Here is a 24,213-nt window from a genome sequence, read left to right as displayed (position 1 = left end):
GCCACGCGTGCTGCGTGACCGGCGTCCGTCCGTGCGGGGTCTCAGCCGACCTCGGCCATGACCTCGTCCGACACGTCGAAGTTCGCGAAGACGTTCTGCACGTCGTCGCAGTCCTCCAGCGCGTCGATCAGCTTGAAGATCTTCTTCGCGCCCTCGGCCTCGAGCTGGACCGACACCGACGGCAGGAAGCTCGACTCGGCCGACTCGTAGTCGATGCCCGCGTCCTGCAGCGCCTTGCGGACCGGGATCAGGTCGCCCGCCTCGGACACGACCTCGAAGGCCTCGCCCAGGTCGTTGACCTCCTCGGCACCGGCCTCGAGCACCGACATCATCACGTCGTCCTCGGTCGTGCCCGCCTTCGGCACGATCACGACGCCCTTGCGGCTGAACATGTACGACACCGAACCGGGGTCGGCCATCGAACCGCCGTTGCGCGTCATCGCCGTCCGGACCTCGGTGGCGGCGCGGTTGCGGTTGTCGGTGAGGCACTCGATGAGCACCGCGACGCCGTTGGGGCCGTAGCCCTCGTACATGATCGTCTGCCAGTCGGCGCCGCCGGCCTCTTCACCGCCACCGCGCTTGCGGGCGCGCTCGATGTTGTCCAGCGGCACCGAGTTCTTCCGGGCCTTCTGGATGGCGTCGAACAACGTCGGGTTGCCGTCCGGGTCCCCACCACCCGTGCGGGCCGCCACCTCGATGTTCTTGATCAGCCGCGCGAACAGCTTGCCGCGCTTGGCGTCGATGGCGGCCTTCTTGTGCTTGGTGGTCGCCCACTTGGAGTGGCCGCTCATTTCTCCTCCGAACCAGTCAAACCACGAACCATGTCCACGAACAGGCGGTGGACGCGCTCGTCCCCCGTGAGCTCCGGGTGGAACGCCGTGGCCAGCACCTTGCCCTGCCTGACCGCGACGATCCTACCGGCGGCATCGCCCGCCTCAGCCGTAACGGGCACCGTAGCGAGGACCTCCACGTCCCCGCTCACCGACTCCACCCACGGCGCACGGATGAACACGGCGTGCACACTCTCGCCAGCCAGGTCGAGGTCGGTCTCGAACGAGTCGACCTGCCTGCCGAACGCGTTGCGGCGCACCGTGATGTCCAGGCCGCCGAGCTGGTGCTGGTCCTCGCGCCCGTCGAGCACGTCGTTGGCCAGCAGGATCATGCCCGCGCACGACCCGTAGGCGGGGAACCCGGCCTTGATCTTCGCCCGCAACGGCTCCAGCAGCTCGAAGTTGTCGAGCAGCTTGCTCATGGTCGTCGACTCGCCGCCGGGGATGACGATCCCGTCCAGCTCGTCCAACTCCTCGGCCCTGCGCACGGGCCGTGCCGTGACATCGCACTGAGCGAGCGACACGAGGTGTTCCTGGACATCGCCCTGGAGGGCGAGCACGCCGATGACGGGAGGAGCAGCGACAACCATGCTCACCAGCATATTCGAGCCGGATCAGGGGTTGTAGAAGACCTGGGCGAAGGCGCGGTCGAAGCGTCCCGCCGCCAGGTCGCCGCGCTGGATCCCCCAGTGGACGGTGGCGCTCTCCCAGCCGGAGACGTCCGCTCCGGCGTACCAGTCGGCCAGGAGCACCCAGTCCGCGACGTCGTCCGACACCGGGCCCTCCCAGTTGCCCTTCTCGGCCGCTCGCACGGCACGGCGCACGACGTTGCCGAGTGGATCGGTGTAGACGGCCTCCTCGTCCGCGTAACCGCCGATCTGGAGCGACCCCTCGGTGTTGACGGCCTCACGGGTGTCCTGCCAGACGTCGACGAGGTCCTCGGAGCGCGGGTGCCCGGGGATCGGGCCGGCCGTGCGCTCGCCGCGGACCTGGAACGCGTGGTGGTTGGGCAGGGACACGTCGGCCACGGCTCGCAGCGGGCCCTGGGGGAACTCCTTGAACATCATTTCGTAGTCGTCGATGTCCCACTCGTTCCAGGCGTTCCGGTCGCGTTCCACCACGGCCGTTCCGACGGGGACGTGGACCACGCTGCCCATGCTCACGCACTCGCCCTCGTCCTCCGGGAAGGCGAACAGCAGCAGCTGCCCGTCGCGCGGCAGCAGCAGATCCGTGCAGCCGGAGGGCAGCGCGGCGAGGTCGACGGTGGCGACGAACGGCTCGGCGGGGTCCGGGACGTCGGCCGGGAGCAGGAGCGGGCCGCCGAACCGGCCCACCACCGGTCCGTCCCCGGACTGCGTCAGCGTCGCGCAGGGGCGGGCGAGCATTAACCAGTTCTCCACGTCTTCCGGGGGAATTCCCCGCTCGATCGCTTTGTCGCGAAAGGGGGTCAACCGGTCGCCGAAGTCGAAAGTCATGGCGGAACAATAGGGGGTACGAAAAGGCCTCCCCGTCCAAGGGACGAGGAGGCCTTGTGCGGCACCGTCACTCGACGCTGACGAGTTCGTTCTGCTGCACGTCACGCGACTTCACGAAACGCCAGCCGACGAACAGCACCAGCGCGAGCACCGGAATCGACCAGAACGCGATCTTCTCGGCCGTTCCCGCGAACGCCATCTGCCCGATCACCAGCGCGAGGAAAGCCAGCGTTCCGTACGAGGTGTAAGGCGCGCCCGGCATCCGGTAGGAGGGCCGCTGGATCTCGCCCGCCAGGGCCTTCTTGCGCAGCCGCAGCTGGCAGATGATCAACGTGGCCCAGGTAGACACGACGCCCAGGGACGCCACGGCGATCGCGATGTCGAAGGCCTCCTTCGGCACGACGTAGTTGAGCACCACGCCGAAGAGGTAGGCGACACCGGTGAACAGGATGCCGCCGTAGGGCACGTGCCGGGAGTTCATCCGGCCGGTGACCGCGGGCGCCTCGCCCTTCTGCGCCAAGGACCTCAGGATGCGGCCGGTCGAGTAGAGACCGGAGTTGCAGGAGGACAGCGCGGCGGTCAGCACGACGGCGTTCATGATGTCGCCGACGACCGGGACGCCCAGCGCCGAGAACACGGTCACGAACGGCGACTCGGTGCCGGTGAAGTGGTCCCACGGCAGCAGCATCGTCAGCAGCAGCACCGAACCGACGTAGAAGATCGCGATGCGGTAGACGACGCCGTTGATGGCGCGCGGCATGACCTTCTCGGGGTCCTTGGTCTCACCCGCGGCGATGCCCACGAGTTCGATGGCCGCGTAGGCGAAGACGACGGCCTGCAACGTCATGAGGGCGATGCCGACGCCCGCCGGGAACAGGCCGCCGTGGCCGAGGGTGTTCGAGACCGAGGCCGTCGTGCCGCCGATGTCCGCGTTGCCGATGACCAGGCCGGTGCCCACCACCAGGAACACGACGATCGCGGTGACCTTGATGACGCTGAACCAGAACTCGAGCTCGCCGAAGAGCTTCACCGACAACAGGTTGATGGCCACGAGGACCACCAGCGCCACGAGAGCGGTGATCCACTGCGGCAGGTCGGGGAACCACTTGTGCATGTAGATCGCGATGGCGGTGATCTCGGCGATGCCGGTCATCGCCCAGTTCAGCCAGTAGAGCCAGCCCGACGTGAAGCCGGCCCACGGACCGATGAACTCGCGGGCGTACTCGACGAAGCTGCCCGACACGGGTCGATGCAGCACCAGTTCGCCCAACGCGCGCATGACGAAGAACGCAGCGAGGCCGCACACCGCGTACGACAGGATCAGCGACGGCCCCGCTGTGGCGAGGCGCCCGCCCGCACCCAGGAAGAGGCCGACGCCGATCGCGCCACCGATGGCGATCATCTGCACCTGGCGCTTGCTCAACGCCTTGGTGTAGCCGTCCGCATCGATTTCCACAGAACTCACGAAGAGGTTCCTTCCGAAAACGGAAAAATGCTCGCGTCGGAACCTCCCGCGCCCCGACGCACTGAATGCGGGGAACCCTAGCGAGTGGCGGTCATCACCAAGAAACCACCTGGGGAAGACTTAACGTAAGCCACGTCACACAGCGCTGCGTTTAGGTCTTCCCAAATGTCTTCGACGTGCTCGAGGCCCACGGAAATGCGCAGCAAATTGTCCGGAACGCCGGAAGCCCGCAGTTCTTCTCCGGGAACGAGGCGATGTGTCAAAGCCGAGGGGTGCTCGATCAACGTGTCGACCGAACCCAATGAGACGGCCGGCGTGATGAGCTTCAAACGGCGCACCACCTCGACCGGATCGCCGTGCACGCCGAACGCGATCATTGCGCCCGTTCCGCGCATCTGCCGTGACGTGGACGGGTAGCGCACGAACTCCACGGCGTCGTGCTCGGCCAGCCGCGAGGCCAGCACCTCCGCCGACCGGGAGGCCGCCTCGACGCGCAGCGGCAGGGTGGCGAGGCCGCGGTGCAGCAGGTAGCCGCCGAGCGGGTGGAGCACGGCGCCGGTGATGATCCTGACCTGCCGCAACGCCGCCGCAAGCTCCTCGGAGCAGGCCACCACGCCGCCCAGGACGTCGCCGTGCCCGCCCAGGTACTTGGTGCCCGAGTGCAGCACGTACTCCGCGCCGTGCAGCGCCGGGTTCTGCAGGACCGGCGTCGCGAAGGTGTTGTCGACCATGACCGGCACCGACCCGGCCTGGCGCACGACGTGCTCGATGTCGACGAGGTCGAGGTTGGGGTTGGCCGGCGTCTCGACGACGACGAGCCCGGTGTCCGGCCGGATCGCGGAGGCCACCAGGCCCGCCTCGACGTACGTCGTCGTGACGCCGAGCAGACCGGACGACAGCAGGTGGTCGGTGCCGCCGTACAGCGGCCGCACGGCCACGACGTGCGGTTTTCCGGCCATGACACACGCGGCCTGGACGACGGCGGTCACCGCCGCCATGCCGCTGCCGAACGCCACGGACGTCTCGGTGTGCTCGAGGGCCGCGAGCGCCTGCTCGAAACGGGCCACCGTCGGGTTGTGCAGCCGCGCGTAGACGGGCGAGGAGGCCCGCGCGGCGCCGGTGGCCCAGTCCCCCAGCGCCTGACCGCCGAGCGCCTGGTCGGGCACGGGGTAGGTGGTGGACAGGTCGATGGGAGGAGCGTGCACGCCGAGCTCCGCGAGGTCGTCGCGGCCGCCGTGCACTGCGATGGTCTCGATGCGCGTCATGGCCCGAATGGTGGAGACTTCCTCGGCGTAGCGGGTGATTGTTCGCAGCCGATTCGATGAAACGGAGAAGAGCCGTGCTGGATTCGATCGACGAGGCCATCGTGCGGGAGCTGCGGAAGGACGCGCGGCTGCAGAACAAGGACCTGGCCGAACGCGTCAACGTCGCGCAGTCGACGGCGGTGGTCCGGCACCGGGCGTTGCGGGAGCGGGGCGTGATCACCGGCTACCACGCGGAGATCGACCCCGGCGCCGTCGGGCAGCACGTGCAGGCGATGCTCGCGGTGAAGATCCGCCCGCACACCAAAGAGATCGTCGACCCGTTCATGGCGTACGTGCTCTCGCTCCCCGAAACGCTCGCGCTCTCCCACGTGACGGGTCCGGAGGATTTCCTCGTGCACGTCGCCGTGTCCGACGTCGGTCATCTCCAACGGCTCGTGCTCGACAAGTTCACGAGCCGCCGGGAGGTGACGGAGGTGCACACGAACCTGCTTTTCTCCCACGTCAGAAAGCACTAGGTGTGATGTCCAGGGACGTTGTTCCGGTTTGGGCGGGTGACGGCCTGTCGTGAAGACAGGTGAAGGCCTCTGGATGTGAAGTGGAGCTGTCTAGGAACCGCTTCACCACCCGGAGGCCTTCGTGTCCCACCCTAACGCGGCGCTGACGCCGCGTGCCCGGCTGCGCCTGGCGCGTCTGGTCGTCGAGCAGAACTGGCGTCCCGCCGAGGCCGCGAGAATGTTCATGACCTCGGTCAGAACAGCACGTAAATGGGCTGAGCGCTACCGGCTCGAGGGCGAAGCCGGGATGGCCGACCGCAGCTCGCGGCCGCACCACAGCCCGGCCAAGACGCCCGATCCCGTGGTGCGGCAGATCGTGACGCTGCGCCGGCGCCACCGGCTCGGACCCGTGCAGATCGCGGGCCGGCTGGGTCTCGCGGCCTCGACAGTGCACGCGGTGCTGGTGCGCTGCCGGATCAACAGGCTGTCCCGGATCGACCGGGTCACCGGCGAACCGTTGCGCCGCTACGAACATCCACATCCCGGTTCGCTGCTGCATGTCGACGTCACCAAGTTCGGCAACATTCCCGACGGCGGCGGCTGGCGCTTCGTCGGCAGGAAACAGGGCGATCGCAACCGCGAGGCCACCGCCAAACGCACCGGCGCCCGGCACGCCCACTACGAACCCAACGTCGGCACCGCGGTCCTGCACACCGTGATCGACGACCACTCCCGCGTCGCCTACATCGAAATCCATGCCGACGAGACCGCCGCCACCGCCATCGGTGTCCTGCAACGAGCGATCGCCTGGTTCGCCGACCGCGATGTCACCGTCGAAAGAGTGTTGTCCGACAACGGATCCTGCTACCGCTCGCATGCCTGGCGCGACGCCTGCGCCGAGCTCGTCGTCCGGCACAAACGGACCCGGCCCTACCGTCCGCAGACCAATGGCAAGATCGAACGCTTCCACCGCACCCTGGCCGACGGCTGGGCCTACGCCCGCCACTACCCCTCAGAAACCCAGCGCCGAGCAGCCCTGCCCGGCTGGCTGCATTTCTACAATCACCACCGAGCCCACTCCGCCCTCGGAGGCCAGCCACCCATCACCCGGCTGACCAACCTCCCTGGACATCACAACTAGGCGACGCCGAGCAGCCTCAGTCCCGCGGTCGTTCCCGCCGCCAGGACAATAATTGCGACAAACGGCAGTTTGCGCCACGCCGCAAGCCCACCGACAGCAACGCCCGCGGCCAGTGCCCAGCCACCGAACTGCTTGCCGTTCGTCAAAGCGGACACGGCCACCAAAGCGAGCAACAACACCGTGGCGGAGGCGGACATCAGTTCGCGGACCTTCTCGGGCAGCGTGACGCGGTCGCGCAGCAACGGCCCGGCGAACCGGATGGCGAAGGTGCCGGCGGCCAGGATCAGGACCGCGGTGACGGGCACGGCTCCTCCTTCTTGGTGGTGCGGAACGCGAACAGACCGGCCAGTGCGAGCAGCACGGGCACACCGGCGGGCAGGAACGGCGTCGTCAGGAGCGCGATCGCGGCACCGGCGAGAGCAGCGTTGCGCGTCGCCGCGTCCTTGAGCGCCGGGAGCGTGAGCGCCAGCAGTGCCGCCGGGAACGCCGCGTCCAGCCCGAACGTCCCCGGGTCACCGATCGCCTGCCCCACGAGCGCACCGACGAGCACGCCCACGTTCCAGGTGAAGAACAACGACACACCGCACGCCCAGTAGGCGGCACGCGCTCTCGCGGGATCCCTCTGCGCCATCGCGAATGCCGTCGACTCGTCGATCAACAGGTGACTGCCGACGATCCGCGCGAGCGGGTTCCTGCCGAGCACGTCCCCGACCGCGAGCCCGAACGGCAGGTGCCGCGCGTTGAGCACGAGCCCGGCCAGCACCGCGGCGGCAGGGCTGCCACCAGCGGCGACAACGCCCACGGCCATGAACTGCGAGCCGCCCGCGAAGATCACCAGCGACATCAGCACCGGCATCCACCACGGCAGGCCGGAACCCACCGAGATCGCGCCGAAGCTCGCACCGGTCACCGCGGCCCCCAGTGCCACCGCGGCCACGTCACGCAGGAGCACAGCATCAAGAGTTCGCCAGATCGAACGCACCACCCATTAAGATGAACACCTGGACTCGGTGTTCGTCAAGACGAACGGATGGACTTCTGTGTCGAACGCACCACTCGACCTGATCGCGGCCAACCTCCGGCGTGAGCGCGATCGCACCGGCATGTCGCTGAGCGAGGTCGCCAAGAAGGCAGGCATCGCGAAGTCGACGCTCTCCCAACTGGAGTCCGGCGCGGGAAACCCCAGCGTGGAGACCCTGTGGGCCCTCGGCGTGGCCCTGGGCGTCCCGTTCAGCCAGCTCGTCGAACCCGCCGTCCCCCGCGTGCAGGTGATCCGGGCGGGCGAGGGCCCCGTCATCCACTCCGAGCGCGCGCACTACTCCGCGACGCTGCTGGCCGCGTGCCGTCCGGGCACCAAGCACGACATCTACTGGCTGGCACTGGAACCCGGCGGCGCCCGCGAGTCGTTGCCGCACGTGCCGGGCAGCGTCGAGCACATGATCGTGGCGTCGGGCCGGTGCCTGGCGGGGCTCGCCGACGACCCGATCGAACTCGGGCCCGGTGACTACATCGTTTATCCCGGGGATCTGCCGCACGTGTGCAAGGCGTTGGAGCCGGGGACGACGGCGATGATGGTGATGGAGCACACCGTCTAGCTGAGGCGGCTGTGGAGGGTCCGCAGCCACGGTTCGGCGAGGGTGGGCTCACCGGCGATGGCACGAGCGATCATTCGCCGCACCTCCTTGGTGCGGCCCAGCTCCACGAGGTGCACGGCCTCGGCGAGCGCCTCACGCGTGCGTTCGTCGCGCTTGGCCTCACGCAGGTACTCGCGCCACCTGTGCAGCTGGTAGGGCCAAGTCAGCTTGTCCTGATGATCACCGAGGTAGCTCCACACGAACGGATGCAGCGACACGTTGACCACGGACCCGGCGGGCAGGCGGCGCGGCCAGTCGGCGTCCTGCTGCCAGCGCCACGTGTTCGGGCTGGTCTTCGTGCGGCTCGTCACACCGATGAAGCGCAGCTTGCGCCGGATCGCGGGCCAGGTCTCGCGCTCCTCGGCGATCCAGTCGTCCAGCAGCGCGAACAACCTGGCGAAGGTCTCGCCCTGCCACACGACGTCGACGAAGGTCACCGGCCGGTCGCGCCGGGCCAGCGAGGCAGGGGCGATGCCGATCTCCGCGAACATCTCGCGAGCCCGCAGCACCTCCGACCGGCTGATCCGGCGGAAGCGGTCGATCGACAGCGGCAGCCGGCGTGGTACCCGGCCGGTGCCCTCCAGCGCACCGCCGAGCAGGTCGAACATCGAGTCGAGCGACCGGCCGACGAACACCAGGTCACCGTTGCCGCTGCGGGCCAGCACCTTGCCCGCGCACTCGGCGAGGTCGTCGAGGTACCAGACCTCGGGCGCCTCGACACCGTCGAGCATCGACCCGAGCTGGTCGGGCCTCACGAGGTCCCAGCGGAGCGGCATGTTCACGCGGCCATGATGACCAGCGCGGCACTGCCGGCGCCAACGAAAAACGGGCCGCGTCGCGCGTGCGACCGGCCCGTTCTTCCATTCAAACGTATAGCAGAGAGGGGGCCTTGCCACAAGGCCCCGGGCATCGTTCACACTCGACGCCTCAAGCCAAAACCAGGCGCACTGGGGAGCACGTGGGTTACGAAGAAGAACTGCAGTCCGAACGCGACTACGTGGCCGGTCTCTACGCACGGCTCGATGGCGAACGTGCGCGCGTGAAGGCGGCGTACCAGTCCGCGCTGGGTGGCACCGGCGAGACCGCGATGGAACGCGACAACGAGGTGCGCGCCCGGCACCGCGAGATGAAGCGCCTGAACGTGGCCGACTACGGCCTGTGCTTCGGCCGGCTCGACAGCGCCGACGGGGACGTCTCCTACATCGGCAGGATCGGGCTGTTCGACGAGTTCGACGACTTCGAGCCGTTGCTGCTCGACTGGCGGGCACCGGCGGCGCGGCCGTTCTACACCGCCACCGGCGCGAACCCCGAGGGGCAGCGCCGCCGTCGCCAGTTCCTCACCCGCCGCCGCACGGTGGCCGGGTTCACCGACGAGGTGTTCGGCAAGCTCGGCGAGGAGCGGGGCGACGTGGCCCTGCTGGAGGCGCTCAACGCACCGCGCGGGCAGGGCATGCGCGACATCGTGGCGACCATCCAGTCCGAACAGGACGCGATCATCCGGCTCGACCACCCCGGCGTGCTGGTCATCGAGGGCGGGCCGGGTACCGGCAAGACGGTCGTGGCGCTGCACCGCGTCGCCTATCTGATGTACACGCAACGAGAGCGCATGGAACGGCACGGCGTTCTCGTCGTCGGCCCGAACCCGGCGTTCCTCAACCACATCAGCCGCGTGCTGCCGTCGCTGGGCGAGTCGGACGTCGTGTTCTCGACCGCCGGCAGCCTGCTGCCCGGTCTGCTCGCGACCGCCGAGGACGCGCCCGAGGTCGCGAAGATCAAGGGTTCGCGCACGATGGTGGACGTGCTGAAGGCGGCCGTCGCGGCCCGGCAGCGGGTTCCGGAGGAGCCGATCCCGATCGGGATCAAGGACATCGTCGTCAACATCGGCGCGGACGTCGCCGAGTGGGCCCGGCAGGAGGCGCGCGACAGCGGCCTGCCGCACAACGAGGCCCGCGCGGTGTTCCGCGAGATCGTCACGTACGTCCTGACCGAGCGCGCCATCGGCCGCATCGGCAAGGGCTGGATGGCCCGGGACGACAAGCAGGCGTGGGAGGACATGCGGTCGGGCCTGGTGCGGGACCTCGCCGACGACGACGCGTTCATCGCCGCGCTCGACGCGCTGTGGCCGATCATGACGCCGTTCGAGCTGCTGGGCTCGCTGTACTCGTCGCCGGAGGAGCTCGCGGCGGCGGGCGCGGACCCGTCGCTGCACCGCGCCGAGGGCGACGCGTGGACCGTGTCGGACGTGCCGCTGCTCGACGAGCTGTACGACCTGCTGGGCAAGGACGGCTCCGAGCAGGCCGCCCACCAGGCCGCGGAGGCCGAGCGCGCGGCCGAGGCCCGGTACGCGGCCGAGGTGCTCGACAGCATGGTCGGCCGCTTCGACCACATGGACGACGAGGACCACCTCTTCGCCTCGGACATGCTGGAGGCCAACGACCTGGCCGAGCGCTTCGAGAACCACGACCAGCGCACGCTCGTCGAGCGGGCGATGGCCGACCGCGGCTGGACGTACCGGCACGTGGTGGTGGACGAGGCTCAGGAACTGTCCGAAATGGACTGGCGGGTGCTGATGCGCCGCTGTCCCGGCCGTTCCTTCACCGTGGTGGGCGACCTGGCGCAGCGCCGTGCGCCGGCGGGGGCCACGTCGTGGGGTCAGATGCTGGACCCGTACGTGCCGGGCCGCTGGGAGTACCGCTCGCTGACGGTCAACTACCGCACGCCGGCGGAGATCATGGCCGTCGCGGCCAGGGTCCTCGCCGAGTTCGCACCGGACGTCGTCGCGCCGGAGTCGGTGCGCGCCAACGGTGTCGAGCCGTGGGCGCGGCAGCTGACCGAGGACGAGCTGCCGGCCGCCATCGAGGAGTTCACCCTCGCGGAAGCCGCCCTCGAAGGCACCAGCGTGGTGATCGGCCCGCCCGGCGTGCCCGGCACCGTGCCCGCCGCGGAGACGAAGGGCCTGGAGTACGACTCCGTGCTCGTCGTGGAGCCGGAGCGGATCATGGCCGAAGGGCCGCGGGGCGCGGCGGAGCTGTACGTGGCGCTCACCCGTGCCACGCAACGACTCGGCGTGCTGCACCACGAACCGCTGCCCGAGGCGCTGTCCGGCCTGGCCGAAACCGTGCGCACCTGACGCGGAGGACGGATTACGCTCCCCCTTTCGACCACTGGGGGAACCTGATGACCACACCACCTGACAGACCCGGCGAGCCGGAGAACCCGTGGGCGCCGCCCGCAGGCCCGGCCCGCCGGTCGCCCGACCAGAACGACGCCCTGTACGGCCCCGTCGACCCGGACCCGTTCGGGGCCTACTCGGGCCCCGCGCCGCAGTACCCGCAGCTGGGCGACGGCCCGCGGCCGATGCTGGACGTGGCACCGCAACGGTCCTCGCGCGCCGGCCTGCTGATCGGAGCCGGCCTGCTCGTGCTCGTCGTGGCGATCGGGGCCGTGCTGCTGTGGGTCGTGCGCAAGGACGACCTGGAGTTCGGCAGCGGCACCGCGCCGGCCACGACGACGGTGCCGACGACCACGACCAGCAAGCCGAAGCCGTTCGCGGTGGTCGGCGACTGCGTGCTGCTCACCGGCGGGACGTTCGACGCGGCCTACGCGAAGACCGAGTGCACCGAGAACAAGCACAACTACGTGGTCACCAGGACGTTGCAGACCGCGGAGAAGTGCGGCGAGGACGACGACTCGTACGTCAAGTACACCAAGGGGTACGGCATGAACGTGTGCCTGGTCCCGGTGTTCGCCGACGGCGAGTGCTACGACTTCGCGCTCGCGTCGCTGAAGGCGGAGTTCCCGAAGAAGCCGTGCGGCGGCTACATGGTCGTGAAGGCCAAGGTGCTGGCGGACACCGTCGACAAGGCGGCGTGCGGGCAGGACGAACGGCTCGCGCTCGCCCTCGCGTACCCGGAGATCAAGACGACGTACTGCCTGACCCACACGTTCACGATCGGCTGAGAACGACCGAGAGCGCACCGCCACGAAGCGGTGCGCCCTCGTTCCGCAGTGCTTACCAGCCGCGCTCGGCGAGGCGGTGCGGCTCCGGCACGTCCTCGACGTTGATGCCGACCATGGCCTCGCCCAGGCCGCGCGAGACCTTGGCGATGACGTCGGGGTCGTCGTGGAAGGTGGTGGCCTTCACGATGGCCTCGGCGCGCTGGGCCGGGTTGCCGGACTTGAAGATGCCGGAACCGACGAACACGCCCTCGGCGCCGAGCTGCATCATCATCGCGGCGTCGGCCGGGGTCGCGATGCCGCCCGCGGTGAAGAGCACGACGGGCAGCTTGCCGTTCTGGGCGACCTCGCGGACCAGCTCGAACGGCGCCTGGAGCTCCTTGGCGGCGACGTAGAGCTCGTCCTCGGGGAGGTTCTGCAGGCGGCGGATCTCCTGGCGGATCTTGCGCATGTGCGTGGTGGCGTTCGAGACGTCACCGGTGCCGGCCTCGCCCTTGGAGCGGATCATGGCCGCACCCTCGGTGATGCGGCGCAGGGCCTCGCCGAGGTTCGTGGCGCCGCAGACGAAGGGGACGGTGAACGCCCACTTGTCGATGTGGTTCGCGTAGTCGGCCGGGGTGAGGACCTCGGACTCGTCGATGTAGTCGACACCGAGCGACGCGAGGACCTGGGCCTCGACGAAGTGGCCGATGCGGGCCTTCGCCATGACCGGGATCGAGACGGCGTTGATGATCCCGTCGATCAGGTCGGGGTCGCTCATGCGCGCGACGCCGCCCTGGGCGCGGATGTCGGCGGGAACGCGCTCGAGGGCCATGACGGCGACGGCGCCCGCGTCCTCCGCGATCTTCGCCTGGGTCGCGTCGACCACGTCCATGATCACGCCACCCTTGAGCATCTCGGCCATGCCGCGCTTGACGCGGGCAGTACCCGTGACCTGATCAGTGCTCACCTGGGCAACCTTTCACGAGGGGAAGTCTTGGTGAACTCACGGTACGACCGCTGTGGCCCCCTCTGCCAAGCCACTGGAGCCACGTTTTGGAAGGCCACTTTCACGATCAACGCAGGTCGTGACGCCCGTCACTGAGCTTGTTGGCCGCTCCTTCGGAGGCGGCGGCTCGATCGCCGGGAAGCCGGTCGTCCGGCCGAATCGCTCGCACCGAATTGGGCTTCGCCGAATTCGGCACGAGCGGTTGACCGGACGACCGGCGCGACCTCGCGCACATGACACCGGTTCTCGATCGATCCCGCCACCGCCAAGCGGGTTGCACGGGGTTGTCCCGGAACTCCATCGGGTGTGAGATCGAACACTACGACTTGACGGAGGTCGCCATGGGAAGCAAGCACTCCGACAACGGCACATCGGCAGGCGCGGTCGCTGTGGACGACCCGGCCAAGGTCCGCAACGTCGTGCTCGTGGGCCCGTCCGGTGCGGGCAAGACGACGCTCACCGAGGCCCTGCTCGCCGCCACCGGCGTGCTGACCCGCGCGGGATCGGTCACCGAGGGCACCACGGTCTGCGACCACGACCCGGCCGCCGTGCGACAACAACGGTCGGTAGGCCTCGCGGTGGCCCCGATCCAGCACGGGGACATCAAGATCAACCTGATCGACACCCCCGGCTACGTCGACTTCGTGGGTGAGCTCAGGGCAGGACTCCGGGCCGCGGACGCGGCCCTTTTTGTTGTCAACGCCTTCGAGGGCGTGGACGCGGCCACCATCGCGTTGTGGGAGGAGTGCGCTCTCGTCGGCATGCCTCGGGCCGTGGTCATCACACGCACCGACCACCACCGCGCGAACTTCGGCAACGAGGTCATCGAGTGCCAGGCGGCGTTCGGCGCGGGCGTCACGCCGTTGTACGTGCAGGAGGGCGACTCCCTCGTCGGCCTGCTGACGTCCGGTGAGAACTACCCGGACGAGCGCGCGGCGTTGATCGAGGGGATCATCGCCGAGAGCGAGGACGAGACCCTCATGGACCGCTACCTGGCGGGCGAGGAGATCGACCAGGACACGCTGATCGCCGATCTGGAGACCGCCGTCTCGCGCGGCTCGTTCCACCCCGTCATGCCCGTGTGCGCCGCCACCGGCATGGGCCTGACGGAGTTGCTGGACGGCATCGCGCGCGCGTTCCCGTCACCGCTGGAGCACGACGTTCCCGCCGTGACATCGGTAGAGGGCATCCCACAACCCAGAATGGCCGCCGACCCGGACGGGCCACTCGTCGCCGAGGTGGTCCGCACAGCCGTGGACTCCTACGTCGGCCGCGTGTCGTTGGTCCGCGTCTTCTCCGGCACCCTCCGCCCCGAACGCCCCGTGCACGTCTCCGGTCACGGCATGGCCGACCGCGGCCACGAGGACCACGACGCCGACGAACGCGTCGCCCACATCTACTCGCCGCTGGGCTCGTCCCTGCGCGAGGTGCCCTACTGCGTCGCCGGCGACCTCTGCGCCCTCACCAAGCTCACCACCGCCGAGACCGGGGACACCGTCTCCGCCCCCGAACAGCCGTTGCTGATGGCGCCGTGGGACATGCCGGAACCGTTGCTGCCCATAGCCGTCGTGCCGCGCACACGCAGCGACGAGGACAACCTGGCCCGCAACCTCAACCGCCTGGTCGCGAGCGACCCGACCCTGCGCCTCGACCGCAACGCCGAGACGCACCAGATGGTCCTGTGGTGCATGGGCGAGGCGCACGCCGACGTAGTGCTGGCCCGCCTGCGCGCGGGCGGCGCGGAGATCGACACCGAACCGGTCCGCGTCCCGTTCCGCGAGACCTTCGCGGCAGCGGCGAAAGGCCACGGCCGGCACGTCAAGCAGTCCGGAGGCCACGGCCAGTACGCGGTGTGCGACATCGTCGTCGAACCGCTCCCCCGCGGCTCCGGCTTCGAGTTCGTGGACAAGATCGTCGGCGGCTCGGTCCCCCACCAGTTCATCCCCAGCGTCGAGAAGGGGGTGCGCGCACAGCTGGAACGAGGTCTGCACGACGGCACACCGGTCGTCGACGTCCGGGTGACCCTCGTCGACGGCAAGGCGCACTCGGTCGACTCGTCGGACGCCGCGTTCCAGACAGCGGGCGCGCTGGCGCTGAAGGAGGCCGCGGCGGCGGCGCGCACCCAGCTGCTGGAACCGATGGACGAGGTCGCGATCCGCCTGCCCGACGAGCACCTCGGCACCGTGCTGGGCGACCTGTCCGGACGACGGGGCCGCGTGCTCGGCACCGAGGCGGACGAGGGCGGGCGCACGGTGATCCGCGCCGAGGTGCCGTCGTCGGAGCTGCTGCGGTACGCGATCGAGCTGCGGTCGCTGACGTCGGGCACCGGCACGTTCACGCGCCGGTTCTCGCGCTACGACCCGCTGCCGGAGGCACTGGCGGCCCGCGCCGGCAGGTAGCAGCGATCGCTCCGGTGCTCCACGCGCGGGTCCGGAGCGCGGTCGAGGCGGGCCGTCACGGCGAGGCCCGCTTCCGCCAGCGCGCGGGCCTCCTCCTCGGGGTCGAGGAAGCGGAAGGTCAGGTCGACCTCGTCACCCTTCGCGTACAGGCAGACGAGCGCGCCGACCGACCGCGACCACGTCGAGCAGTGCGCGGTCCAGCGGTTTGCCGGCGAGTGTCCACTCGTCGACCCTAGGTGTTCTGCGGGAACCCCAGGTTCACGCCTCCGTGCGACGGATCGAGCCACCGCGACGTGACCACCTTCGACCGCGTGAAGAAGTGCACGCCGTGCGGCCCGTACGCGTGCGCGTCGCCGAACAGCGATTCCTTCCACCCGCCGAACGAGTAGTAGGCGACCGGCACGGGAATCGGCACGTTCACGCCGACCATGCCCACCTCGATCTCGTTCTGGAACCGCCGCGCCGCACCCCCGTCGTTGGTGAAGATCGCGGTGCCGTTGCCGTACCTGTTCGAGTTCACCATCTCCACGGCGTCCTCGTAGGTGTCGCAGCGCACGACCGACAGGACGGGGCCGAAGATCTCGTCGGTGTAGACCGACATGTCCGTGCCGACGTGGTCGAAGAGCGTGGGCCCGAGCCAGAACCCACCGTCGTCGCCGTCGATCGGGTGGTCGCGGCCGTCGACCGCGAGCACGGCGCCCTCGGACACGCCCGCGTCCAAATAGGACGTCACCTTGTCGCGGTGCACGCCGGTGACGAGCGGGCCCATCTCGCAGGAGGCGCCGGAGCCGACCTGCACCTCGGCCATCCGGGCCTTGATGCGGTCGACCAGCGCGTCGCCGACCTCGCCCACGGCCACGACGACCGAGATCGCCATGCAGCGCTCTCCTGCCGAGCCGAAGCCCGCCGAGACGGCGGCGTCCGCGGCCAGGTCCAGGTCGGCGTCCGGGAGGACGACCATGTGGTTCTTGGCGCCGCCCAGCGCCTGCACGCGCTTGCCGTGCGAGGTGCCGGTCTCGTAGACGTAGCGGGCGATCGGGGTGGAGCCGACGAACGAGATCGCCTTCACGGTCGGGTGCTCCAGCAACCGGTCGACGGCCACCTTGTCGCCGTGCACGACGTTCAGGACGCCGTCCGGCAGGCCCGCCTCGGCGAAGAGCTCGGCGATGAAGTTCGACGACGACGGGTCCTTTTCGGACGGTTTCAGGACGACCGTGTTGCCGCAGGCGATTGCGGTCGGCACGAACCACAGCGGGACCATGGCCGGGAAGTTGAACGGCGAGATGACGCCGACCACGCCGACGGGCTGCTGGATCGAGTAGACGTCGACGCGGGTCGACGCGTTCTCGCTGAAGCCGCCCTTGAGCAGTTGCGGGATCCCGCAGGCGTACTCGACGGATTCGAGGGCGCGCTGGATCTCGCCGCCCGCGTCGGAGACGACCTTGCCGTGCTCCGCCGAGACGATCTTCGCCAGGTCGCCCTTGCGGTCGTTGAGCAGCTCGCGGAACTTGAACATGACCGTGGTGCGCTGCGCCAGGGATGCGTTGCGCCAGGACGCAAACGCTTCCGCGGCCGCGGAGACCGCCGCGTCCACTTCGGACACCGAGGCGAACGCGACCTGCTGGGCCACCTTGCCGGTCGTCGGGTCGTAGACGTCGCCCGCGCGTTCCGGGGACTCGTCCCAGGGCTTGCCGTTGATCCAGTGCCTGATCACGCCTTCTCCACCGCCTGAGCCAGGATTCCCAGTGCCTCTTCGAGTTCGTCCTCGGTCAGCGTCATCGGCGGGGCCAGGCGGATCACGTTGCCGTACAGGCCGCCCTTGCCGACGAGCAGGCCGCGCGCCCTCGACTCGTTCAGGACCGTGGCCGCCGCGGCGCCGTTCGGTTCGCCCTCGGGGCCGACGAACTCGACGCCGACCATGAGGCCCTTGCCGCGCACGTCGCCGATCACCGGGTGCTTGTCGGCGATCTCGCGCAGGCCGCTCAGCAGCCGCGAGCCGAGCTTGGCGGCGTTGGCCTGCAGGTCGTGGTCGAGCAGGTAGTTCACGGTGGCGAGCGCGCCGGCCGTGGAGATCGGGTTGCCGCCGAACGTGGAGATCGAGTTCGCGTTGATCGTGTCCATCAGGTCGCCGCGCGCGACGACGCCGCCGATCGCGAGACCGTTGCCGAGGCCCTTGGCGAACGTCATCGCGTCCGGCACCACGTCGTGCGCCTGGATGCCCCAGAAGTGCTCGCCGGTGCGGCCCCAGCCGGTCTGCACCTCGTCGGAGACGAAGAGGATGCCGTACTCGTCGAGCACGTCCTTGAACGCGCGGAACAGGCCGTCGGGCGGGGACGTGAAGCCGCCGACGCCCTGGATCGGCTCGGCGATCATGCAGGCGACGTCGCCGGACGTGGTGGTCTCGATGATCTCGCGCAGGTCGTCGACGCAGGCCTTGATGTAGTCGGCGTCGTTGAAGGACTTGAACGGCGAGCGGTAGCGGTAACCGCCGTGCACCCAGCTGACCTTGATCGGCGACAGCGCGGACGCCGACCAGCCGCGGTTGCCCGTGATGGCGATCGTGGCGAACGCACGGCCGTGGTAGCTGTTGCGCAGCGCCAGCACCTGCTCGCTGCGGCGCGCCTGGGTGGCGAGCATCAGCGCGGTCTCGTTGGCCTCGGTGCCGGAGTTGGTGAAGAACACCTTGGCGTCCGGGATGCCGGAGAGCTCCGCGATCTTCTCCGCGAGCTCGACCTGCGACTGGATCAGGTACAGCGTGGAGCTGTGCAGCACGCCCGTGTCGAGCTGCGACCGGATCGCGTCGCTGATCTCCGCGACGTCGTAGCCGATGGCGTTGGTCAGGATGCCCGCGAAGAAGTCCAGGTAGGTCGTGCCCTCGCGGTCGGTCACCCGGCGCCCGGAAGCGCTCGCGATCTCGATGGGCTCGTCGTAGTAGAGGGCCAGCCACTTCGGCATCACCGCGCGGTGACGTGCCAGCAGCTCCTTGTGGGCCATCTCGCCTCCAGGGGTTCCGCACCTGACCTCGGAGTCTGCTGGCGCAGGACCCTGGCCGCCATGCACAACCTGTACCCGGATCGGCTGGTTGGCATTACGTTGTGTCCATGTACCCGACGGTCGCGGATGTCGTCGCCCTCCCGGTGATCCGGCAGGGGAAACCGCGCCTGGTGGCGGGGTCGGCGGGCCTCGCCCGGAGGGTCCGCTGGGTGCACGTGGCGGAGATCGCGGACATCGCGCCGTTGCTGCGCGGCGGCGAACTGGTGCTCACGACCGGTGTGATGCTGCCCGAGTCCGGGCTCGCCCGGTACGTCGAGGAACTGGCCGCCGTGGGCTGCGCCGGGCTGGTCGTCGAGCTGGGGCGGCGGTGGCGCGACGACGTGCCGGCCGCGCTCGTCACCGAGGCCGAACGGCACGGGTTGCCGCTGGTCACGCTCACCGAGGAGACCAAGTACGTCGCCGTGACCGAAGCCGTCGTCGGGTTGATCGTGGACGCTCAGCTGGCCGAGCTGCGGGCCGCGGAACAGGTGCACGAGACGTTCACGGCGCTGACGGTCGCGGGCGCCGAGCCGTCCGAGGTGCTGCGCGAGGTGGCGCGGACGTCCGGACTGGCCGTCGTCCTGGAGACGCTGGGCCACGAGGTGCTCGCCTACGACGCGGCGGGCAACGACCCCGTGACGCTGCTGGACGACTGGGCGGCGCGCTCGCGGGCCGTCACGGTGACCGAGCGGACCGCCTACGACACGGTGTCCGGCTGGCTGATCACGATCGTCGGGGCGCGCGGGGCCGACTGGGGCCGGCTGGTGATGGTCTCGCCGGAGGCTCCACCGCACCGGCACGTCGTGGTCGCCGAACGCGCCGCGTCCGCGTTGGCCGTGCATCGGCTCGTGGCGCGCGACCGGGAGTCGTTGGAACGGCAGACGCACCGCACGTTGCTGGCGCAGCTGCTCGGCCAGTCGCCTCAGTCACCGGACCTGGGCGCGCGGGCGGCGGCACTGGGGGTGCCGCTGGAACGACGGCAGCTCATCGGCGTGGCGGTCCGGCCGGTGTCGGTGCTGCAGGGGCAAACGCTTGCCACGCAGGAGGTCCTGCGCGATCTCGCCGAGGCGACCGCGCTCGCGGGCCGGCGGGTGACGGTCGCGGCGCTGGTCGGCGTCGTCGACGACACGTCGGTGCGGGCGCTGCTCTCGGTGCCGATGACCGTGGGCGTGGAAGGGGTGCTGCGCAAGGTCGCCCGCGAGGTCCACCGGACGGCGGCGTCCGAGGTCGTCATCGCCGTCGGCACCACCGTGACGTCCACAACGGACGTTCGCCGGTCGCTGGGCGAGGCGGCGCACGTGGCCGGGGCGGCGTTGCGAGCGCCCGGATCCCAGCTCTACCACCGGCTCGACGACGTCCGGCTGCGCGGCCTGCTGCACCTGCTGCGCGACGACGAACGGATGCGGGCGTTCGCCGATCGCGAGCTCGGGCCCCTGCTGGCACGGGACGCGGCGCAGGGATCGCGGCTCGTGGAACTGCTGCGGTGCCTGTGCGAGAACGGCGGCAACAAGTCGGCGGCGGCCGCGGCGGCACACCTCTCGCGCACCGCTTACTACCAGCAGCTGGGGCGGATCGAACAGGTCCTCGGCGTCTCGCTGGAGGACCCGGAGTCCGTGCTCTCGCTCTACGTCGCCCTGCTGGTGCACGAAATGGGCCCGTGAGCGCGCACGGGCCCATTTTCGACGTGCGAACTCAGCCGTTGATCGTCGGCAGGACGCCGGAGAGCACGGTCGGGTTCGGCACGGCGCCTTCGGTGGGCAGGCCGGACGGCATGGGAGCGCGCACCGAGCCGAGGTGCGTGTTGCCGCCGTGGGCCTCGGGGGTCGCCACCTGCGGCAGGCCGGCGAGGTCCGGCGTCGCGGGCAGCGAGCGCTCCTGGGCGGCACCGGGCAGGGCGGGGACGGGCAGGGCACCGGCCACGGGCAGGTCGCTCGCCACGGGCGCGCCGACGTGCGGCAGCTGGAGGGCCGAGGCCGCCTCGAGCGGGTTGGTGAGCTGGGTGGCGCCGGAGGCCAGCTGGTCCGCGCCGACCTCGGGAAGGGTCGAGCCCAGCTGCGGGAGCTCGGCGGCGTTGGCGGAGCCCGCGGCGAGGAGCGGCGCGGCGCTGGCGGCGAGCAGGGCGGCGGCACGGAAGAGTCCGGAACGGGACACAGTTTTCCTCAATCTGGTTTTGGGGACCGATCTTCGATTTCATCGGCGCGTTCGGTTCGCGAATTAACCCGCTCGATCGGGTGTTCAGGGCTTGAACCTGACGCCACGGGAGGTCCTACGGTCGTCATGTGACCCACTGGAGCATCGGTGACCTGGCCAAAGCGAGCGGACTGACGGTCCGCACGCTGCACCACTACGACGAGATCGGACTGGTCGTCGCGTCCGAGCGCACGCCATCCGGTCACCGTCGGTACACACCGGACGACGTACGTCGCCTCTATCAGGTGAGATCGCTGCGTCAGCTAGGCCTGTCGCTCGAGGAGGTCCGATCGGCACTGTCCCGTTCGGACTCCCTGCGGCCGCTCTTCGAGGCCCAGCTCGCTTCCTTGACCGCACAAGCACAGCAGGTCGAGGCACTCCGGTCCCGCCTCACCGCACTGCTCGACGGGCACACCACCGAATCCCTTCTGTCCACTTTGGAGATGATGTCCGTGCACGAGAGCTACTTCACCGCCGACCAGCTGGGCGACCTGCGGTCCCGCGCGGCGGCTATGGGCCCCGAGGCCGTGGAGGCGCTGAAGGCGTCGTGGCTCGAGTTGGTGGGGCAACTGCGACAGCACATGGCCGACGGCACCCCGCCGTCCGACCCGCGTGTCGTCGAGCTGGCCCGGCAGTGGGACGAGCTCGGCGCCAAGTTCACCGGTGGCGACGCGGCCGTGCAGGCGGCGGCGCAGCGGTCTTGGGAGGAGAACAAGGCGTCGATCAGCTCGCGGATCGGGTGGCCGGCGGACGACGGGCTGGTGGAATACGTGACTCGGGCGCGGGCTGCGCGATAGCCAGGCGTGACACAACCACCGCCGGATCCGGTCCCGCACGTGCAGAACGGCATCAAGGGCAGCACCGTGAACGGCCACGCGTTCCAGGCCGGCGCGGTCTACGGCGACGTGCACTTCCACAACGTGCCTGCACCGCAGACCGCGGTACCCGTCCCCCAGCAGTACCACGTGGTGTCGCCGGCCCCTGCCCGGCGGCGTTCGCCGGTGTTGGGTCAGGTGGGCCGCTGGGCCGTCGCCTTGCTCCCGCTGATGTTCGGCGCGGCGGCGGTGGGGGGGGAACGGCTGACGCCATCGCGGGCGCGGGGAACATCGCGGTGAGGTGCCTCGTCGCGGCACTGGTCCCGGCGATCGGGACGGCGGTGGTCCTGCTCTGGTCAGGGATGTCCGGGCGGCCCTTCCCGGACCTGCTCCGGCGGGTGTGCGACAAGGCGACTCCACGCGTGGTGGCCGCACTGCCCACGAACAGACTCGCCGTCGTCGGCGCGGGCAGCGCCGCCCTGGCGTTGTTCGGCTTCTTCCGCGAACTGCTCGCGCCCGCCGGCGATCCGATCGACGGCGGCGCCACCGGAGCGCTGGTCTTCCTCGCCACCCTGGCGTTCATATGCGCATACTCGATCGCACGGCGCCGAAGAGTTCGATAGACAGTGGTCATGCTCCCCGATGACCGACGCCTGCAGGCAGCGAACCCGACCGGGTGGTTCGAAGATCTCTACGCGGAGGCCGAAGCCGGCACGGCCTCCGTCCCCTGGGACGTCCCCCACCCCCAGCCGCACCTCGTCGAGTGGGCGGACGGCGTCGACGGCACCGGGCGGCGCGCCCTGGTCGTGGGCTGCGGCTACGGCCGTGACGCCGAGTTCCTGGCGTCTCTCGGCTTCGAGGTGACCGCGTTCGACATCTCCCCCACCGCCATCGCCGCGGTGCGGGAGCGCCACCCCGGCTCCCCCGTCTCCTACGTAGTCGCCGACCTGCTGGCCCCGCCCGCGCGGTGGCACCGGGCGTTCGACCTGGTGGTGGAGAACATGACGGTGCAGGCGCTGCCCGTCGGCCTGCACGCCGAGGCGACCAGGCAGGTGGCGGCGCTGACCGGCGGCGAACTGCTCGTGCTCGCCGTGGCACGCGACGAGGGGCCCGACCCGGACGGTCCTCCGTGGCCGCTCACGCCCGCCGAGGTCGAGGCGTTCGCGGGCGACGGCCTCGCCCCGCGCTCGGTCCGGCGCGACAACGGCCGGTGGGTGGCCGAGTTCGTGCGACAAGTGGCCATGAACTGACCACTTATGGCGGCATTCCGCCGCTTAGCGTGAATCATGCTCGTTCGTCGGCTGCTCGCCCGTCTGCTCGACTGGCTCCTGGTGCTGGTCGTGGCGTGGCCGTTGGTCCACGAACCCGTGCTGGTGGTGCTCTGCGCGGCGGTGTACGACTTCCTGCTGCTCCGCCTGAACACCCTCGGCAAGGCCCTCACGGGGCTGCGGGTCGTGGGCCCCGCGTCCGGCCTGAGCCTCAGACGAGCGCTGACCCGCACGCTCATCACGACCGCGCTGCCCGGGACGGGCGTGGTGCTCGTGCTGACCGGTCTGGGCTGGCGGGAACCGGCGCTGATGGCGGGCCTCGGCTGGCAACAGCCGTGGGTCGTCATCGGCGAGCACGTCGCCATGGGGTCGGCGGGCTGGCTCGGCTCGTTGTTGCTGGTCGGCGGCTTCGTGCTGCTCTCGCTGTCCGTGGTGGAGGCGTTGGACCTGCGCGGCACGCGGACGTGGCACGACCGCAAGGCGGGCACGGCCGTGGTGCGCCTCAAAGTCGCTGCGCGATGAACCTCAGCGCGTCCGGCAGCACACGGCGCCAGTAGCCGTCGCCGTGCTCGCCGTGGTCGAACGACGCCTGCGCGCCGACCGCGTCCGCCAGTGTGCGCGCGGGGTCGTGGAACGGGTCCTCGCGCCCGCACCACACGCCGACCGGTGACGTGATCCTCTCCGTGTGCCGCAACGGTTCGCGCGCCTCCCACACCTCTCGTGACGCGAACCCGTCGATGCGCTCGGCGTCCTCCCACGCAGGGAATAGCGCCGGGCTGATCGCCGCCACGGCCTTCAAAGGCCGCCTGGACGCGATGTCCAGCACGCCGAAGCCGCCCATCGACACGCCCAGCGCGGCCTCGAACGGCACGGGCGGTGTCAAGTTCACCCAGTAGTCCTCGCCGCCGTTGACCACCGCGCACCGGAACGCGCTGCCGTTGAGGAACCGCGGCAGCCCGAGGGCCTCCCACCACCCGACGCTGCCGCCACGGCCGTGCAGCACGAGCACGGTCGGACCGGTCGCACCCATCCACGCACCCCACGGCATGGGCTGAACGGGTACAGGTTCGACGTCCGGCACCACGCCGTCGGGGCCCGTCCAGCCGAGCAGACGGCGGCCTCGCGGGGAGAGCGCGGCGCACGTCCCCGCTGCTCCCGCCAGCCCCACGCCACCGAGCAGAACAGTCCTGCGCGACATCCCCATGCCCGTCAGTGGAACACAATGTGCGCCGATCATGACAAGCGTGGACACTCTGACA

At 70.0% G+C, this 24,213-nt stretch carries 26 protein-coding genes; 12 read left to right on the top strand and 14 right to left on the bottom strand.

From position 1 onward, the window contains the following. Nucleotides 1-41: 41 nt before the first annotated feature. From ND450_RS45095 to ND450_RS45075, 5 genes are all read right to left on the bottom strand, one after another. Complete coding sequence (locus tag ND450_RS45095; protein WP_089913043.1) at nt 42-791, bottom strand: YebC/PmpR family DNA-binding transcriptional regulator; 750 nt, start codon at nt 789-791, stop codon at nt 42-44. Beyond that, on the bottom strand, nt 788-1,420 hold the full coding sequence (gene pdxT, locus ND450_RS45090; RefSeq protein ID WP_253324024.1) for a pyridoxal 5'-phosphate synthase glutaminase subunit PdxT: 633 nt from the start codon (nt 1,418-1,420) through the stop codon (nt 788-790). The genes ND450_RS45095 and pdxT overlap by 4 nt, the downstream gene beginning before the upstream one ends. 24 nt (nt 1,421-1,444) lie before the next feature. Continuing rightward, nucleotides 1,445-2,305, bottom strand: a complete 861-nt coding sequence (locus ND450_RS45085) for a DUF1963 domain-containing protein (RefSeq protein ID WP_253324023.1) — start codon at nt 2,303-2,305, stop codon at nt 1,445-1,447. Between the two features lie 67 nt (nt 2,306-2,372). Then, nucleotides 2,373-3,707 (bottom strand): amino acid permease, encoded by a 1,335-nt coding sequence (locus tag ND450_RS45080; protein WP_253328160.1) that lies wholly within the window; start codon nt 3,705-3,707, stop codon nt 2,373-2,375. Nucleotides 3,708-3,847: 140 nt separating this feature from the next. After that, a complete protein-coding gene (locus ND450_RS45075; protein ID WP_253324022.1) occupies nt 3,848-5,035 on the bottom strand; it encodes a PLP-dependent aspartate aminotransferase family protein in 1,188 nt (395 codons plus the stop codon). A 74-nt stretch (nt 5,036-5,109) separates the two neighbouring features. On the opposite strand from ND450_RS45075, the gene ND450_RS45070 reads away from it, so the two are divergent. Both ND450_RS45070 and ND450_RS45065 read left to right on the top strand, forming a co-directional pair. Further along, on the top strand, nt 5,110-5,550 hold the full coding sequence (locus ND450_RS45070; RefSeq protein WP_030478062.1) for an Lrp/AsnC family transcriptional regulator: 441 nt from the start codon (nt 5,110-5,112) through the stop codon (nt 5,548-5,550). Between the two features lie 121 nt (nt 5,551-5,671). Beyond that, nucleotides 5,672-6,670: an IS481 family transposase gene (locus ND450_RS45065; RefSeq protein ID WP_253324020.1), complete on the top strand. Its 999-nt coding sequence runs from the start codon at nt 5,672-5,674 to the stop codon at nt 6,668-6,670. On the opposite strand, the gene ND450_RS45060 is transcribed toward ND450_RS45065, so the two are convergent. Beyond that, nucleotides 6,667-6,975 carry an AzlD domain-containing protein gene (locus ND450_RS45060; RefSeq protein WP_089913050.1) on the bottom strand — a complete coding sequence of 103 codons (309 nt, stop codon included), beginning with the start codon at nt 6,973-6,975 and terminating at the stop codon, nt 6,667-6,669. The two genes, ND450_RS45065 and ND450_RS45060, sit on opposite strands and share 4 nt — an antisense overlap. Next, entirely contained in the window at nt 6,954-7,652 is a 699-nt protein-coding gene (locus tag ND450_RS45055) for an AzlC family ABC transporter permease (protein WP_253324019.1), read from the bottom strand. Before ND450_RS45055 ends, ND450_RS45060 begins: the two co-directional genes overlap by 22 nt. Nucleotides 7,653-7,710: 58 nt before the next feature. Between ND450_RS45055 and ND450_RS45050 the strand changes: the two genes are divergently transcribed. Then, entirely contained in the window at nt 7,711-8,265 is a 555-nt protein-coding gene (locus ND450_RS45050; protein ID WP_245786006.1) for a helix-turn-helix domain-containing protein, read from the top strand. Here ND450_RS45050 and ND450_RS45045 read toward each other — a convergent pair. Further along, a complete protein-coding gene (locus ND450_RS45045; protein ID WP_253324018.1) occupies nt 8,262-9,086 on the bottom strand; it encodes a hypothetical protein in 825 nt (274 codons plus the stop codon). The genes ND450_RS45050 and ND450_RS45045 overlap by 4 nt on opposite strands. Nucleotides 9,087-9,262: 176 nt before the next feature. On the opposite strand from ND450_RS45045, the gene helR reads away from it, so the two are divergent. Together helR and ND450_RS45035 are read left to right on the top strand one after the other, a co-directional pair. Next, nucleotides 9,263-11,434 carry an RNA polymerase recycling motor ATPase HelR gene (gene helR / locus ND450_RS45040; protein WP_253324017.1) on the top strand — a complete coding sequence of 724 codons (2,172 nt, stop codon included), beginning with the start codon at nt 9,263-9,265 and terminating at the stop codon, nt 11,432-11,434. Nucleotides 11,435-11,481: 47 nt separating this feature from the next. Continuing rightward, entirely contained in the window at nt 11,482-12,264 is a 783-nt protein-coding gene (locus ND450_RS45035) for a hypothetical protein (protein WP_253324016.1), read from the top strand. Between the two features lie 52 nt (nt 12,265-12,316). Here ND450_RS45035 and pdxS read toward each other — a convergent pair whose 3' ends face one another. Next, nucleotides 12,317-13,210: a pyridoxal 5'-phosphate synthase lyase subunit PdxS gene (gene pdxS, locus ND450_RS45030; RefSeq protein ID WP_256557415.1), complete on the bottom strand. Its 894-nt coding sequence runs from the start codon at nt 13,208-13,210 to the stop codon at nt 12,317-12,319. A 380-nt stretch (nt 13,211-13,590) separates the two neighbouring features. Here pdxS and ND450_RS45025 point away from each other — a divergent pair, with 380 nt between their 5' ends. Beyond that, a complete protein-coding gene (locus ND450_RS45025) occupies nt 13,591-15,648 on the top strand; it encodes an elongation factor G-like protein EF-G2 (RefSeq protein ID WP_253324015.1) in 2,058 nt (685 codons plus the stop codon). Here the strand turns inward: ND450_RS45025 and ND450_RS45020 are convergent. Genes ND450_RS45020 through ND450_RS45010 form a run of 3 tightly spaced genes read right to left on the bottom strand, consistent with a single transcriptional unit; the run spans nt 15,603 to nt 18,642 of the window. Beyond that, the gene (locus tag ND450_RS45020; RefSeq protein WP_253324014.1) at nt 15,603-15,935 is read right to left on the bottom strand and encodes a hypothetical protein; all 333 of its coding nucleotides are present in this window, start codon (nt 15,933-15,935) and stop codon (nt 15,603-15,605) included. The two genes, ND450_RS45025 and ND450_RS45020, sit on opposite strands and share 46 nt — an antisense overlap. Continuing rightward, nucleotides 15,881-17,362: a CoA-acylating methylmalonate-semialdehyde dehydrogenase gene (locus ND450_RS45015; RefSeq protein ID WP_253324013.1), complete on the bottom strand. Its 1,482-nt coding sequence runs from the start codon at nt 17,360-17,362 to the stop codon at nt 15,881-15,883. The genes ND450_RS45020 and ND450_RS45015 overlap by 55 nt, the downstream gene beginning before the upstream one ends. Then, nucleotides 17,359-18,642, bottom strand: a complete 1,284-nt coding sequence (locus tag ND450_RS45010; protein WP_253324012.1) for an aspartate aminotransferase family protein — start codon at nt 18,640-18,642, stop codon at nt 17,359-17,361. The genes ND450_RS45015 and ND450_RS45010 overlap by 4 nt, the downstream gene beginning before the upstream one ends. 107 nt (nt 18,643-18,749) lie before the next feature. Here ND450_RS45010 and ND450_RS45005 point away from each other — a divergent pair, with 107 nt between their 5' ends. Beyond that, nucleotides 18,750-20,342 carry a PucR family transcriptional regulator ligand-binding domain-containing protein gene (locus ND450_RS45005; protein WP_253324011.1) on the top strand — a complete coding sequence of 531 codons (1,593 nt, stop codon included), beginning with the start codon at nt 18,750-18,752 and terminating at the stop codon, nt 20,340-20,342. Between the two features lie 31 nt (nt 20,343-20,373). Here the strand turns inward: ND450_RS45005 and ND450_RS45000 are convergent, their stop codons facing one another. Next, entirely contained in the window at nt 20,374-20,832 is a 459-nt protein-coding gene (locus ND450_RS45000; protein WP_253324010.1) for a hypothetical protein, read from the bottom strand. A gap of 128 nt (nt 20,833-20,960) precedes the next feature. Between ND450_RS45000 and ND450_RS44995 the strand changes: the two genes are divergently transcribed. From ND450_RS44995 to ND450_RS44975, 5 genes are read left to right on the top strand one after another with little or no spacing between them, the layout of a single operon-like run. Then, the gene (locus tag ND450_RS44995) at nt 20,961-21,668 is read left to right on the top strand and encodes a MerR family transcriptional regulator (protein WP_253324009.1); all 708 of its coding nucleotides are present in this window, start codon (nt 20,961-20,963) and stop codon (nt 21,666-21,668) included. Between the two features lie 6 nt (nt 21,669-21,674). Then, on the top strand, nt 21,675-21,986 hold the full coding sequence (locus tag ND450_RS44990) for a hypothetical protein (RefSeq protein ID WP_253324008.1): 312 nt from the start codon (nt 21,675-21,677) through the stop codon (nt 21,984-21,986). Then, on the top strand, nt 21,983-22,309 hold the full coding sequence (locus ND450_RS44985) for a hypothetical protein (protein WP_253324007.1): 327 nt from the start codon (nt 21,983-21,985) through the stop codon (nt 22,307-22,309). Before ND450_RS44990 ends, ND450_RS44985 begins: the two co-directional genes overlap by 4 nt. Before the next feature lie 9 nt (nt 22,310-22,318). Continuing rightward, nucleotides 22,319-22,936 (top strand): bifunctional 2-polyprenyl-6-hydroxyphenol methylase/3-demethylubiquinol 3-O-methyltransferase UbiG, encoded by a 618-nt coding sequence (locus tag ND450_RS44980; protein WP_253324006.1) that lies wholly within the window; start codon nt 22,319-22,321, stop codon nt 22,934-22,936. 36 nt (nt 22,937-22,972) lie between these two features. Continuing rightward, the gene (locus ND450_RS44975) at nt 22,973-23,476 is read left to right on the top strand and encodes a hypothetical protein (RefSeq protein ID WP_253324005.1); all 504 of its coding nucleotides are present in this window, start codon (nt 22,973-22,975) and stop codon (nt 23,474-23,476) included. Here the strand turns inward: ND450_RS44975 and ND450_RS44970 are convergent. Further along, on the bottom strand, nt 23,457-24,158 hold the full coding sequence (locus ND450_RS44970; protein ID WP_253324004.1) for an esterase family protein: 702 nt from the start codon (nt 24,156-24,158) through the stop codon (nt 23,457-23,459). The two genes, ND450_RS44975 and ND450_RS44970, sit on opposite strands and share 20 nt — an antisense overlap. Nucleotides 24,159-24,213 lie beyond the last annotated feature (55 nt).

This window comes from Lentzea sp. HUAS12 (genome assembly GCF_024125735.1).
Classification (GTDB): domain Bacteria; phylum Actinomycetota; class Actinomycetes; order Mycobacteriales; family Pseudonocardiaceae; genus Lentzea; species Lentzea albida.
The sequence above is the reverse complement of the archived record's forward strand: the minus strand, read 5'-3'. Positions and strand labels throughout refer to the sequence as shown.

Excerpts from the sequence above, each read along its gene's own strand:
- ND450_RS45095 (WP_089913043.1), bottom strand. The coding sequence starts at position 791 with ATGAGCGGCCACTCCAAGTGGGCGACCACCAAGCACAAGAAGGCCGCC.
- pdxT (WP_253324024.1), bottom strand. The coding sequence starts at position 1,420 with ATGGTTGTCGCTGCTCCTCCCGTCATCGGCGTGCTCGCCCTCCAGGGC.
- ND450_RS45085 (WP_253324023.1), bottom strand. The coding sequence starts at position 2,305 with ATGACTTTCGACTTCGGCGACCGGTTGACCCCCTTTCGCGACAAAGCG.
- ND450_RS45080 (WP_253328160.1), bottom strand. The coding sequence starts at position 3,707 with ATGATCGCCATCGGTGGCGCGATCGGCGTCGGCCTCTTCCTGGGTGCG.
- ND450_RS45075 (WP_253324022.1), bottom strand. The coding sequence starts at position 5,035 with ATGACGCGCATCGAGACCATCGCAGTGCACGGCGGCCGCGACGACCTC.
- ND450_RS45035 (WP_253324016.1), top strand. The coding sequence starts at position 11,482 with ATGACCACACCACCTGACAGACCCGGCGAGCCGGAGAACCCGTGGGCG.
- ND450_RS45025 (WP_253324015.1), top strand. The coding sequence starts at position 13,591 with ATGGGAAGCAAGCACTCCGACAACGGCACATCGGCAGGCGCGGTCGCT.
- ND450_RS45010 (WP_253324012.1), bottom strand. The coding sequence starts at position 18,642 with ATGGCCCACAAGGAGCTGCTGGCACGTCACCGCGCGGTGATGCCGAAG.
- ND450_RS45005 (WP_253324011.1), top strand. The coding sequence starts at position 18,750 with ATGTACCCGACGGTCGCGGATGTCGTCGCCCTCCCGGTGATCCGGCAG.
- ND450_RS44980 (WP_253324006.1), top strand. The coding sequence starts at position 22,319 with ATGCTCCCCGATGACCGACGCCTGCAGGCAGCGAACCCGACCGGGTGG.
- ND450_RS44975 (WP_253324005.1), top strand. The coding sequence starts at position 22,973 with ATGCTCGTTCGTCGGCTGCTCGCCCGTCTGCTCGACTGGCTCCTGGTG.
- ND450_RS44970 (WP_253324004.1), bottom strand. The coding sequence starts at position 24,158 with ATGGGGATGTCGCGCAGGACTGTTCTGCTCGGTGGCGTGGGGCTGGCG.